Annotated in this window: 12 protein-coding genes and 1 pseudogene; 5 read left to right on the top strand and 8 right to left on the bottom strand. The window is 41.4% G+C overall.

The window, feature by feature from the left end:
* Positions 1 to 202: 202 nt before the first annotated feature.
* Positions 203 to 1,846 carry a sigma-54-dependent Fis family transcriptional regulator gene (locus LJE72_RS04265; protein ID WP_229246384.1) on the bottom strand — a complete coding sequence of 548 codons (1,644 nt, stop codon included), beginning with the start codon at positions 1,844 to 1,846 and terminating at the stop codon, positions 203 to 205.
* Positions 1,847 to 2,774: 928 nt separating this feature from the next.
* Here LJE72_RS04265 and LJE72_RS04260 point away from each other — a divergent pair.
* The 3 genes from LJE72_RS04260 (at position 2,775) to LJE72_RS04250 (ending at position 7,577) form a co-directional block, all read left to right on the top strand.
* Positions 2,775 to 3,341, top strand: coding sequence for a hypothetical protein (locus LJE72_RS04260; RefSeq protein WP_229246383.1), 567 nt, complete (start codon positions 2,775 to 2,777; stop codon positions 3,339 to 3,341).
* A gap of 215 nt (positions 3,342 to 3,556) precedes the next feature.
* On the top strand, positions 3,557 to 4,978 hold the full coding sequence (locus tag LJE72_RS04255; protein ID WP_229246382.1) for a 3' terminal RNA ribose 2'-O-methyltransferase Hen1: 1,422 nt from the start codon (positions 3,557 to 3,559) through the stop codon (positions 4,976 to 4,978).
* Complete coding sequence (locus LJE72_RS04250; protein ID WP_229246381.1) at positions 4,971 to 7,577, top strand: polynucleotide kinase-phosphatase; 2,607 nt, start codon at positions 4,971 to 4,973, stop codon at positions 7,575 to 7,577. Before LJE72_RS04255 ends, LJE72_RS04250 begins: the two co-directional genes overlap by 8 nt.
* Before the next feature lie 102 nt (positions 7,578 to 7,679).
* On the opposite strand, the gene LJE72_RS04245 is transcribed toward LJE72_RS04250, so the two are convergent.
* The 7 genes from LJE72_RS04245 to LJE72_RS04215 form a co-directional block, all read right to left on the bottom strand.
* Entirely contained in the window at positions 7,680 to 8,042 is a 363-nt protein-coding gene (locus LJE72_RS04245; protein ID WP_229246380.1) for a hypothetical protein, read from the bottom strand.
* Between the two features lie 2 nt (positions 8,043 to 8,044).
* Complete coding sequence (locus tag LJE72_RS04240) at positions 8,045 to 8,488, bottom strand: hypothetical protein (protein WP_229246379.1); 444 nt, start codon at positions 8,486 to 8,488, stop codon at positions 8,045 to 8,047.
* An 88-nt stretch (positions 8,489 to 8,576) separates the two neighbouring features.
* Positions 8,577 to 8,717, bottom strand: coding sequence for a cyclic lactone autoinducer peptide (locus tag LJE72_RS04235; protein WP_229246378.1), 141 nt, complete (start codon positions 8,715 to 8,717; stop codon positions 8,577 to 8,579).
* 122 nt (positions 8,718 to 8,839) lie between these two features.
* Positions 8,840 to 9,427, bottom strand: a complete 588-nt coding sequence (locus tag LJE72_RS04230) for an accessory gene regulator B family protein (RefSeq protein WP_229246377.1) — start codon at positions 9,425 to 9,427, stop codon at positions 8,840 to 8,842.
* Positions 9,428 to 9,431: 4 nt separating this feature from the next.
* On the bottom strand, positions 9,432 to 10,292 hold the full coding sequence (locus LJE72_RS04225; RefSeq protein ID WP_229246376.1) for a sensor histidine kinase: 861 nt from the start codon (positions 10,290 to 10,292) through the stop codon (positions 9,432 to 9,434).
* Positions 10,293 to 10,303: 11 nt separating this feature from the next.
* Positions 10,304 to 10,768 (bottom strand): hypothetical protein, encoded by a 465-nt coding sequence (locus tag LJE72_RS04220; RefSeq protein ID WP_229246375.1) that lies wholly within the window; start codon positions 10,766 to 10,768, stop codon positions 10,304 to 10,306.
* 4 nt (positions 10,769 to 10,772) lie between these two features.
* Positions 10,773 to 11,474, bottom strand: a complete 702-nt coding sequence (locus tag LJE72_RS04215; RefSeq protein ID WP_229246374.1) for a LytR/AlgR family response regulator transcription factor — start codon at positions 11,472 to 11,474, stop codon at positions 10,773 to 10,775.
* Positions 11,475 to 11,947: 473 nt separating this feature from the next.
* Between LJE72_RS04215 and LJE72_RS04210 the strand changes: the two are divergent.
* Both LJE72_RS04210 and LJE72_RS26150 read left to right on the top strand, forming a co-directional pair.
* Positions 11,948 to 12,112, top strand: a pseudogene (locus LJE72_RS04210) (HIT family protein); the annotation flags it as partial.
* 138 nt (positions 12,113 to 12,250) lie between these two features.
* Complete coding sequence (locus LJE72_RS26150) at positions 12,251 to 13,258, top strand: rhodanese-like domain-containing protein (RefSeq protein ID WP_282437827.1); 1,008 nt, start codon at positions 12,251 to 12,253, stop codon at positions 13,256 to 13,258.
* Positions 13,259 to 13,411 lie beyond the last annotated feature (153 nt).

Below are 13,411 nucleotides of genomic sequence, written 5' to 3'. Positions count from 1 at the left end.
GCAATTGCTATGCCAGAGTCATTTGTTGTGGGAATAATCAAACAATGAGAGGTGGACTGGAAGTTTCTTGAACGAAAAAATACAATGTATATTACGATAATCCGTTGTTATCAACGAAATTTCGTTATAAACATTGTGTTTTGGTTGTAAGCGCAGGAGTGGCCGGGGGATGTCAAGGCCCGATTAGCCTGGGTGTGCGAGACTAATTGCGACCGTTCCAATCCTCAAGAGTGATCCCCATCTTTTTTAAGCGCGAAATCAGAGTGGTCGGCTTTATTCCAAGTTTCTCACTTGCACTTCTCGGTCCGTAGATCTTACCGTTACAGACCCTAAGTGCCTCGATCATATTTTCTCTCTCCAATTGACGTAGTTCGGCGTCAGTTAGGATGCTGCGCTTGTCGATATGCCCCTTGGGGTAAACGCCGGGGGCAGTGGAACTGACCACCAAGTGAGCTATGGAGGAAATACCGGAGTCCAGCTTCCCCAAATGAGAAGTAATGACCGCCCGCTCAATGACATTTTGTAGTTCACGGATATTGCCGGGCCAGTCGTATTTTGTCAAGGACTCAATATCAGATTGGGTTAGGTAAGGCTTGGGGCGGTTGAGTCTTCGAGAGGTAAGAGCCAAAAAGTGGTTGACCAAAAGCGGTATGTCTTCCTTGCGGTCACGAAGGGGAGGCAGAAGAAAGGGGAAGACATTAACTCGGTAGTAAAGATCTTCACGAAAGCGTCCCGCTGAGACCTCTCGCCCGAGATCACGGTTTGTGGCAGAAATGATGCGTACATCTACTTTTCGGACTTTTTCCTCGCCTACGCGCTGGTATTCACCTTCTTGCAGGACGCGCAGAAGTTTACCCTGCAGTTCGAGGGGGATCTCGCCGACCTCGTCCAGAAATAGCGTTCCTCGGTCGGCAATCTGAAAAAATCCCTCCCGATCCTTGTGCGCTCCGGTGAAAGCACCCCGAGCATGCCCGAAGAATTCGCTCTCGAAAAGATTCTTGGGGATTGCGGCACAATTTATTTTGATCATAGGATGCGCGGCCCGTTTGCTTCTTGAGTGGATCTCCCGGGCAATGAGCTCCTTGCCTGTGCCCGATTCCCCGGTTATAAGCACACTGGTGTCGATGGGCGCAACAAGAACGATCTGCTGTAGAATTTCATGGAGGGCGTTGCTTTTACCGATGATACCGTTGAAGGACTGGGCGATATTGACTTCTTTGCGCAGGTAAGCGTTTTCATTCTCAATTTGCCTTTTGAGACGTTTGATCTCTTCAAAGGCTCGCGCATTGGAAACGGCATAAGCTAAATGATCAGCGATCATACGCATCAGCCCGAGAGCTCCCTGATCTAAAGCGATGCGCGTAAACATTGCCAGAACACCAAGGACTTCACCTTTGTAGTTCAACGGCTGGCCGACGAAGCTGGCGATATGCTCTTTTTTTACCCAGGCTCTATCGGCAATCCAGTCAGAGTTGCCGCTTATGGCTGAGATGTTGCCGGGCTGGCCTGATGAGGCAATCCGGCCTACCTTGCGTACTCCCATGGGGAAGCGTCGAAAGGCACCATGTTGGATTGTGTTCCAGGTGGTTTTGTTGTCTAAGGAGAGCCCGTGGCTAGCCATCAGGTGGAGGCAGTGGCTTTTGTCCCGGCAGGCTGCATACTCATTACAAGTGTTGCAAATATCCCCTGGGGTGATCATCCAGACCCTAGCCAGGGCCACGTTATAGGTCGATGCCAGAGATGATGTAACCAATTTTAGCAATTCATCGACCGAACGCTGCTGGGCCATCTCTAGAAGCAAGAGCTGAAAGCTTTCGAAATCCAAATTAAATTTATTTTGAGTCATGGGACACCTCGGCGAATTTTTAATTTATTGGAATCAAGATAATATTAACACATATGTAGGATAAAAGTCTGATAATTCAATTGTTTAGAATGTTCGGCTAAAAACGAATAGTGCTTTCGGACATATTCATAGCCAATCTCAATCACTGAGGTCTTGTCTGGACATCGTCGACTATCTTCAGAAGTTACTGGAATCCATTCAAAAGACTCTAAGGGCAGGAATATAGAATCGAAACATCTGAGAAGATTATTAAGACATGCGGCTATTTAGGCAGTAAAAGAAGAAGACCACACCTCGCTATGAGATGTGGTCTTCAAGGATTATTACTGTACACCAGGTAACTAGTAAGGATTATGAATATTGTAAAAGTGAAGAGATACTGGCAGGGATTAGCATTAAAATGAAGAATCTAATTTGGTAGAAGAATGCTACAGGATTATTGAACCTCTATAAAATTGCGGAATTGGAATTTATGGAGATGTTTTTGGGTTAGAATATAGTTGTAACCATTGTGGTTTTTCCAATTCCCCACACCGGCTCATGGTTGTATTACAGATCAGCAATAGTTGGACAGAGAAATCCAAGTTGCTGGCCTCTGATAATACCTGCTCCACCATCGATTCAGAGACCATTTCAACCTGCAGTGGAAATAGCTAGAGCGATTGCGACATATTTAGGGGTTAGTTTTACAAATCAAGTATTACAAAAAACGTCAAATGATCAGGCCAAGAATATGGATAGAGATCAAAAAGAGTTATCAGGCTCCATCATTGCTATAAAAAAAGCCAAGAGGCCCTTTAGAGTATTACTTATCGATGATTTATTTAGTACGGGTGGGACAATAACAGAATGTGTGAGAATACTGAGACAGGATCAGAATTTGAAGAAAATCTACATACTCACGATGACAAAAACGAGGTGATCCAAAATGAAAGTATTTATTGCCGGACCTAGGGCAATTTCTAAGCTTAATAAGCGTGTTGAGGAAAGACTTCATAATATTTATTCTACGCAAATGAACGTTATTGTTGGTGATGCCACCGGTGTTGATAAGGCGGTACAAGAATATTTCTCTCGTATGGGATATCAGAATGTATTTGTGTACGCAAGTCAAGGGAAAGCGAGATGTAATATTGGAAGTTGGAATGTTGTAAATGTGGAAGTCGAAAAAAAGGTTAAGGGGTTTGACTTTTATGCTGCCAAAGATATAAGAATGGCTGAAGAAGCTGATTATGGTTTTATGATATGGAATGGGAAAAGTAAGGGCACTCTAAACAATGTCATTAATCTTATTAACAGGAATAAGAAGACATTGATTTATTTCATCCCAAGTAACGAATTCTTTACAGTTCAAGATCTAGCAGATCTTGAACGTATCATAAGTCAGTGCGAGGTAGATACAAGAAACCTATTTGTGAATTTATCTCATAAGAATATTCAACTGGTAAAAGATGAAATTAAGGATTATATAACGGAAGAGCAACTTTCATTTTAAATGATGTTCATAAAAAAATTACAGCTTGAAAGGGAGCCAACAGTTTATAAGACTGACTGGTGCCCCTTTGTATAGTTTTTTTAAATATTTGGTGATCGGTGAGAAACAAAGGCGTACCTGCGGACTCAGAAAGTAAAATCAAGCACTATAAGTCATGGAATGATGACTCCTAGGGTATAACTAAACAAAGTTCTTAAGGACAGGAGTTTATGCTTGTGCAGCTAGCAATTAAAGCGACGGGGGAAGGGGCTAAGATGCTGACCTTTCTCTTGTCAAAGAATCCTCGAAATCTCTATGACCGAATGGACAAGGGGCACCGCGTTCGCTTAACCTATACTGTTTTTAGTGATAGGGAAGTTGAAGCGGTAATCTTTGTTACGCCCGACCCCGTTGAACTGGTTAAGAATAGCCCGGATACTTATCAAATTACTCAATATATCAACGACAGGGAATTTGTTGTCAGCAGTATTTTCTGTTCGGATATCCGGTCGGCCTTAGGAACGGCTCTGAATGGTCGACCCAAAGAAGAATATCTGGACTGGGCAAAGCATGCCATTCAGCTGAACATAGGCTTTGGGCCGGTGGCTACCGATTTACCCGATTCAGCCATTAAGGAACTTTTTGAAACCTTAGGTTATCAAATAGAAATTGAACGAGGACAAGCAGCCTATAACTTCCAGCTCAAGGAGAGAAGCTCAGCTCGTTTTATAAATTTAAAAGGAACCGTCACTGTCCAAAAAGCTCTCCAACATCTCTTTGTCTTGATTCCGGTGCTTGATAATTATCGGCATTACTTCATTGATGAACGAGAAATAGATAAACTGGAACGATATGGGGAAGGGTGGCTATCCCATCATCCCCTTAAAGATCTCATTATTAAACGAACCTTGCGTTTCAGGGAATTGATTGATCAGGTGGGAGCAAAATTCCATCAACCTGATATAACGAAAGTTAATTTGACGAACATAGATCTGACGAAATTAGATACGACGCCAGAACCTACCCTAGAATCCCAGCCCGTCGTAAGATTGAATGAACTCCGCTATCAAAGGGTTGTTAAGATCGTGGAAAATGTATCCTCCAAAGAAAGTATTGTTGACTTCGGAGCAGGGGAAGGTAAGTTATCTGTGCGACTTGGGTTTATACCGGGTGTCAAAGAGATATTAGCAGTGGAACCCACGGAGAAGGAGCAGCTTCGCGCCCTCAAACGATTTTCCGAAGCGAGTCACGAGGATGACTTTATAGCACCGATCCCAATTTGGGGTTCATTATATTACTATGATGAGCAACTGCGTAATAAAGATGTCATGATTCTAAGTGAAGTGATCGAGCATATTGATGAAGGTCGATTACCGAGAGTCATGGACACGATCTTTGGCAGCTACAAACCCAAGGTTTTAATTGTTACTACTCCGAATGTGGAATATAACCCTGTTTATCAAATGGATGAGGCGGTTCGTCATAAGGACCATCGATTTGAGTGGACTCGGGCTCAATTTTCCCAGTGGACTCATAGTTTGGCAAGGAACTATTCCTACGAGGTTCAATTAGACGGAATTGGTGAAGGAGTCGAAGGGTATGGACACCCTTCTCAAATAGCTATCTTCACAAGACAAGGTGGGATAGAGAATGAGTAAAGAGATCCAATTTCCCCATGCCGGAATCGTATTATTGGTTGGGCCGTCCAACAGCGGCAAAACCACCCTGCTAAATCGGCTGATTGATCAGGGTATCTTATTACGGTCAGAAATCGTTAGTTCGGATCAATTTAGGGTCTTAGTCGCGGATACGGAATTTATAGAACTTAATAAACGTCCTAAAGATGAGCAAGACGTGCTTTTAGCAGAGTATCAATTGATTTCCCAAAAAGCCTTTGATGGGATGGCTGATCTTATAGAAACTCGTTGTGGTTTAGGGAAACTTTCAGTGGTGGATGCCACCCATCTATGGCCTGACGATCGGAAGAAGTACCTTGATTTAGCCCATCGTAAGCACGTTCCGATCCAGGCCCTGGCCTTAGATATGGACGAAAAATTATTGTTTGAGAGAGATGAACAACGGGAGCAGCCTAGAGGGCGCAGTCGAATCAAACAGCAGGTCAGAGCCTTTAGGAGTAATCTTCGTTCCCTAAAGACGGAAGGCTTTTCAGGTTCCTACATATTAAATGAAGTGGAAATAGAAGATACGCTTTTTGGGCGATCAACCAACCCCTTACTCAAAGAGGTTGGAACCGGTCTTGATTTTATTGGGGATATCCATGGCTGCTATAGTGAATTTCTTGCCCTGCTTGATAAGCTGGGGTATCAGTCAGATGAAGAGGGATTATATACTCATCCTAACGGTCGCAAACTAGTTTCGGTAGGGGATGTGCTCTCCAGAGGACCCAACAGTATTGACTGCCTGAAATTCTTTATTAACCATGTAGAAAAAGACTTAGCTTATATGGTCGATAGTAACCACGGCTGGAAGATTGCTCGCTGGCTGGACCGTCGAAAGGTTGAGTTAGCCCATGGGGATGAACTCATTCCAGCCGAGTTTGCAGATTATGCAAGAGAACAAGGTCAAGAAGCTGCAGAAGAGTTGAAAGGAAAGGTTAGAAGTCTGCTTCTAAGTGCCCCTTCAAACTTAGTATTTACGAGTAACGGTGTAGGGGTGGTTGTGGCAACCCATGCCGGAATACGAGACCACTATATCGGCAAGGAATCCAAAGGCATCCGTGACTTTTGTCGGTATGGTGATACAGAGGGCTTCGAAGAGAGCGGGAAACCGATACGCAAAGACTGGTTTGTCAATCATAAATCCGGAGAAACAATTGTTTGGGGGCATGACCCCAGACCCCAGCCAATGATCATCAATAACACGATCAATATTGACCAAGGCGTTGTTTTCGGTGGCAGATTAACGGCCTATCGTTATCCGGAAAAACAGTTTGTGGCTGTTGAGGCTCAGAAAGACTATGCCGAAGATCCGGAGAGCTTCTTACAGAAGTGGAAAAAAGAACGCTTCAATCCTCCTAATATCCAGAGTTTTCTCAAGGGCTATTCTGTAATGACCGAAGACTATGGGGAAATTAAAATTCATGCCGACTATGTAAAGTCTGCGATTGAAGCTATTTCTCACTATACTGTCCCGATTGAGGAATTGCTTTATATTCCTCCAACCATGAGTCCTGCACCTGAGCCCTCCTCCTCGGATCATTATTTTGAACATCCTCAAGAGGCTTTTAAGTATTATCGAAATCAGGGGATCACCACCATGGTTGTGGAGAAGAAACATATGGGCAGCAGGGGGATTCTGCTGCTGTTTAAGGATGAGGAAACTGCGGTTGGATATGTAGGTTCAGCAAAGTTGGGAACCATTTATACCAGGGCGGGTCGAGGGTTTTTTGATCAGACATTATCCGAAAAGCTTATCAGGCAATTGAATGCGGACTTACATCAGGGACAATACTTCACAAAAAACAACACGGATTTCGTGCTGTTAGATGCGGAAATTTTGCCTTGGAATTTAAAGGCCAAAGAACTCATTAGCTCTCAATACGCTCATGTTTCGGAAGTATCACTCTTGGACCGCCGGAAGCTTTTAGAGAAACTTGAGTTGGCCAAAGTGAATGGCTGGGAGGTTGACTCCTGGATCGAGGAATACAAGGGTAAGCTGGAGAATGCTCAAGTCTTTCGTGAGGTGTTCCAAAAGTATTGCTGGGATACCCAAGGGGTTGAAGGGATCAAAATTGCTCCCTTTCATGTCCTGGCTCACCAGGGGAGAACTTATTTTGACCAATCCCATCTGTGGCATATGGAACAGAACCGGGAGCTTGCTAAGCTGTCTGACCTATTGATTGAGACTGAGTTCAAAATCGTGACCAATGAGAGGACTGAGGAAGAAGCAATTCTCTGGTGGGAGGAAATGACGGAAAACGGTCATGAAGGCTTTGTCGTAAAGCCGGAAAGGTTTATCGCCAGAAATGAAAAAGGCTGGTTAGTGCAACCGGCCATCAAAGTTCGAGGGAGAAAGTATCTTCATATTATCTATGGCATGGATTACTTACAGCCTGAGAACCTGGTGCGCTTAAAGCAAAGAAATGTTAAACGCAAACAACGTCATGCCCTCATGGAATTTGCCTTAGGAGTGGAAGGGGTTAAGCGCTTTGTAAGTCAGGAGCCCATCAGTCGGATTCATGAATGTGTGTTAGCGACCTTGGCTTTGGAAGCAGAACCGGTTGATCCAAGGTTATGATTCCGCCCGGATCATCACTGATAAAATGACGCCCCTATGCAGGACGTCAAATTGTCTAGATGTGTATCACCGCATATTAATTTTCAAATTACTAAAGTTCGACTACTTCGATACAACAGAAGATTCATGTGGGTAGGCATTATATATATTCCCCTGCCAGACGATACCCATTCCCTCAATATACCAATCTTGAATCCCTGATGGATTATTAACACCTACATCTCCCTGTGCATAAGTAGTACCGGAATCAGCATCACTATCTACTAACACATCATCTTTGTAGAGAGCAGTAGTTTCTGTAATTTTAGTGGCAACAAAAGTTGTCTCTGTATACGAATACCCACCTATATATGTACCCGTATTGGTGAATTTTGCAACACCAGTGACAGAAGCGTACACAGGAATTGCAAATACACATATTAGGATTAATGTCAATGGAATTAAAATAAATTTATTACCTTTCATAGTTATTTTACCTCCTTAGATTGTGCATCAATTTTAATAGGTATTCCATCTTCTGATATGTCGAATTTTGTTAGTGTCATAGAACCATCAGCATGCTTAATTGCTATTGAAACATTGTTACCTTCAAAGAAATAAATTGGGGTATAATCACCTATTTTGGTATCCCCATTTTTAATTAGCTCTGAAAAAGCAACCAGTGCTTTAGTTTTCATTTCTTGAGACACAGCAGTACTATTTCCATGTAAATCCTTCCTATAAAGTTGTTTAACTTTTGTTGTGTCGATATTGAAGTTCTTGATAGCTGAATCTTTAAGAGTAATTTCCCTCTCTGAATGGTTAGCTGCAGAATAAGCGTTATTACTATTCGCAAATAATACAGTTAAAGTTAATACTCCTACCCCCATTACGCCTATTGTAAACCATTTTAGAATACTCTTTTTATTCATTTCCCATTACCACACCTTTCATTTTTTATATAACAAATTACGTAACAATTTACCCTTTGTATTTCTTAGTATAGCTTGTTAATTTACCTTACAAATTTCTATATATTTGTAATTCTTCAGATCTCTTCGGTTCATAGAACCATCCCAAGCAAGTAGGACCTACAAGCGCGAAAGCCCCCACAAATGAAAGTAATGATATGAACAAACCCTTGCTAGCTTTTATGTTCATCAACCTCTTTCCATATAATTACTCTGAGGATCCCCTTACAAAAAACTATACCATAAAAAACCCACCAATTATCAAAATTGGAACGAAAGTGTCATTTAAGGGAACGAAACTACATGTTAAGCTTAAATCCCTAACCTCTGCATGGCTTGATCACTTTTTTTTACAATCACTTTACCTATTGTGCTTGCCATAAAGGACTGCAAAAAAATGCCTGACGAACTTGACAAAGCCAGAACCATAAGCCCATGTGGCTTATTAAAAATTGAAAGCCCCATAACGGGCAATAACACAAATAGTATCCATACTATCAGACCGGAGTAATTAAGCTTCCAAATTCGAATCAACGCTATTATTCCTAGAATCAATGAAACTATTATTAAAACACGTAATTCTAAACTCAACACCATTTTCTTAACACTAATAGAAGTTCCTATAAAAAGCACCAGAGTAAATACTTGACATCGTAAAAAGCTTGAACAATGGGCTCCGCCCATAGAAATCCTTAAAGCCAGAGCGGATAACATAATTATAATGGTGTAAACCACTGTCTCTAAAAAGAAGGAAACCCCAACGGTTAGGATGAATTCTATTCCCAGTCCCAGCACTAAAGCTAACCCATATTCCACCTTAGCCTTTTCAACTGCATCCATAGGTGAATCTTTTAACAAATTGTTGGTCATCCCATGGGCAATACGTTCCAACTCAAACAAATAATCACCCCTCCAACTTATGTCTAGGGATTTCAATGATCACTTTGAACTGTCCCTTAGCGGTATCTACCGTTATAGTTCCTTCCATCTTTTTTATCAGTCTCCTAGTGATCGAGAGTCCGTGGCCCCTGTCTCTGCCTTTTGTGCTAAAGCCTTCCTCGAAGAAATCCCATTTAGTTGTTTGCTTTGACAAAAGCAAGGGATTTGAAAACTCAAATATATAATCTATAGGATCTTTGCGGATGGACCAAGTCACTTTGCGCTGAGAAGGTTCGAGCTCCTTTACCGCCTCAAGGGCATTATCCAACAAATTTCCGATAGCGGCTACCAGATTTGATATATTCTTCCTTCTGCATAGGATCGTGCCTAGGATCGTCAGCAACACTTCTGTTTTCTGCCTTTTGGCAGCCTGTATCTTAGCGGAAAGCAAGATGTCCAGCTCATCCAGACCCGAGTTGGTTTTCAGTAGAGCATCATTAACAGTGCTCAGGTAGACCTGTAAATACTCTCTTAATTCGGGAAATTTTTCTTGAGTCAAAAGACCAAGTACGACGGTTAGATGATTCTTTAAGTCATGATGATGCTCTCGATAGATCTGATACTGTGTAAGCATATGGTTATATTTTAATGCCCTTGTCTTTAACTCCTCAGCCTCTATTCCACTGCGGTATAGCCTCCAAGCAATTACCACTGCAACCAGGTTCAATAAAAGGATGATTAACCCTAACAGCAGCTCAATCCATTCCGACAAGATGGACTGGAGATAGCCATAGTCTTTCATATAATTATTATTCAGCAATATTACCATAAGCACTGACTGAACTATTAAAAAAGTAGTGGCTGTTTTATAAATATTGGTTTTCATGATCACTGCCTCTATTCATTAGCTTGTTCTTGGAACTTGGAATTTGCGAAATATCGAATAACGAAAGAGAGCCCTCTGGCAAACAGAAGCTGAGGCATAAACCACAACAGTTTTAACTTTAAATTATCCCCTAAGTTTATGGGATCAATATCAGTTACCATCTGCAAAAAATTCACATTTATGAATTCTATGGCAAGATAAATAGAAATAGCCATAAGACCTGCAGTGATAGCATCATATAGCTCATAAGATCCCCCGAACTTAAGCAGTAAAACAATCAATACACAAGAGCAAAGTATGTTCAGGATGTAGTTTCCAAGTAATAATCCGGTTGAAAATGTGACAAGGCCAAAGAGAATACTAATAATGATTGAACGACTAAGCAATATTTTTCTTCTGCTGATACTGGAAGCCAGCATAAAAATCACAAAAGCTTCAGGTACAGAGAAAACTAGCAGTTCAATAATTGTACTCACCTCTTCATCCTACCGATTTAATTCTCTTTCTAAATTCTTGATACCTATCTTTTTGCAGGAAAGCCCGCTCGTCCTTTCCCTTAAATATAATTTCAAACAAATTTCGTGAGGAGGGTTGAATGGATTCAACAAATCTGAGATTGACAAGATCAGAGCGCCCTGCTCTAAAAAACGTTCTTTGATCAAGTTTTTTTTCCATTTCCTTTAAGGTGTAAAGACAAGTAAAGGAATGGCTTTTCGTGTGAATCATCGATTTCTTCGCAAGCGCCTCCACCCAATAGATTTCATTATGATTGAGAAAGATCACGCCTTCCTCAGTTTTTAACTCAATTCTTTGGTTAAAACCAACAAGTCTGCTGCGAATGCGTTCTAATGTTGTTTTCAGCCTCTCACTATTCAAAGGTTTTTCAATATAATCTGAGGCGTAAAGTTGAAAAGCATCCTTTATATAGCTATCATCAGCTGTGATAAAAACAATATCAAGAAGTGGGGAATCCCTTCGGATGCATTTTGCTACCTCAACTCCTGAAGCACCTGGCAACCCAATATCGAGGAAAAGAACATCCAGATTCAAGTTATTAGCGCTGTTTAAAAAATCCTCTCCCTTAGCAAATACAGAAATATCTTCGATATCTGAAAGAGTGTGCAAAAAGCTAACAAGCTCTTCTTGAAAAAACAAGTCGTCCTCAACAATTCCAATAACCATTTGTTCCCCTCTTTCTTAGAACAACAATGAAGTGGCAAAATAATACGGCTCACCATATTAACCATACTATCTCATACAATTATTTTAAAAGTTACCTCATATACCAAGATGCTTACAAGAATCTAAAGCGAGGTAAATAAAAGAGGTTGTGCTTGTGATAACCCATAAGCCCCATTTGAAATCAAGGGGCTATTGGAGAAAACCGACTTTGGGCCGTAGTCCATATGTAATTTATTCCTCTACTATTTCTCATCGTAGTTCCTCCTTATTTTACCATTCGTCCAATATAGAAAGTAGTACTACATGATTTGGAATTATATCACATCAAAAAGAAAGAAGGGATTTCTTTTTAAGAATCCCTCCCTTGTAAACATTAATTTGACATAAGTTTTTAATGAGGATTCTCGTTAATGAGGTCTAAAATAGCATTTACAAAGGCCGCTTTCTATGTGATTTAAGAGTTAAAAAATAAGGGAGTGGTTGTGGGGATTAACGTTGGAGCAGCTGCCGGACAGAGCGCTTTTCACGCGCATATTCATGTTATTCCCCGTTATCAGGGGGATGTCACAAATCCCCTGGGCGGAGTTCGGAATGTTAAGAAGAGTATCGTTCCATATGCCGGGGATGGGGAGAAGTAGAGAAGAGCATCCACCTGTAATTGTGCCGGATTCGCTCATTGATCAAGTATTAAAACAATAGGAAGATTTTCTTTACTAAACGAAGTGAGTTAAACTAGTAAAAAAGGCAACTATAAAAAGATTGAGGAGAAAACTAACTTGAAAAAAATCATCCAGATATTCACCGTTTTAGTTTTTGTAAGTTTCCTAAGCTTGGCAGGGTGTTCACCAGTACAATCTGAATCTGACAAGAATCCTGCCTATCAAACTATTACCAGTGAAACTGCCAAGAAACGTTTAGACAATGAAAATGGTATCATTCTGCTGGATGTAAGGTCTGAAGCCGAATACGCAGAGAAGCATATCCCCGGAAGTTTGTTAATCCCCGTTGAGACTATCGAAACACAGGCAACGGAAAAGCTTAAAGACAAGGATGCAACCATATTCGTTTATTGTCGAAGCGGAAATCGAAGCGCTATTGCCGCTCAGGCACTCGCCAATATGAATTATACCAATGTCTATGATTTTGGCGGTATCAATAGCTGGCCATATGAAACGGAAACGACTCCCAGTACCAATCAAATGACAGAAGCAACTCAAGCAAATGAACAACAAACTAAAGAGGAAAAGGATGTAAAGTCTTTAGAACAAACAAATCCGGAGAAGATACAGCAGCCCGTCGCTTCACCAGCCCCTCAGTCACCAACACCTAAACCTGTCCCTAAACCGACTCCGACTCCAGCTCCAGCACCCAACCCTGTACTGACTCCTGAACCAACCCCCCAGATCAATGCTCAAAAGCAAAAAATGTTAGATTTAATCAATGCTGAACGATCTAAAATAGGAGCAGCACCATTAAGCACAGATATAAAGGTGATGGAAATTGCTCAAATAAAGTCTGAGGATATGGTCAAAAATAACTATTTTTCTCATACATCTCCAACCTACGGATCTCCTTTCGATATGTTGAGTAAATTAGGTGTTACCTTCCACGGAGCTGCTGAAAACATCGCCCTGAACTCTTCCGTTGAAAATGCCCATGCGGCCTTAATGGCTTCAGAAGGCCATCGGAAAAATATGCTTAATGCCAGCTACAGCTATATCGGAATCGGAATTGCAGATAGTCCAAAGGGAAAAGTTTTTGTACAAATGTTTGTAAAAAAGTAAACAGCTTGAAAGGGCACCAATCAGAGTTTTAAACTGATTGGTGCCCTTTGCATAGCTTTTGAAATATTTGGTGATTGGTGGAAGGAAATGCGTGAAGTTCGGCGAAAACGAAAATATATGACAAATGTTGTCTCTGAGGCCAGAATCCCTTGA

This window comes from Desulfosporosinus shakirovi, assembly GCF_020595055.1.
GTDB lineage: Bacteria > Bacillota > Desulfitobacteriia > Desulfitobacteriales > Desulfitobacteriaceae > Desulfosporosinus > Desulfosporosinus shakirovi.
Note: the sequence above shows the minus strand (reverse complement) of the source record. Positions and strands in the feature narration are given on the sequence as shown.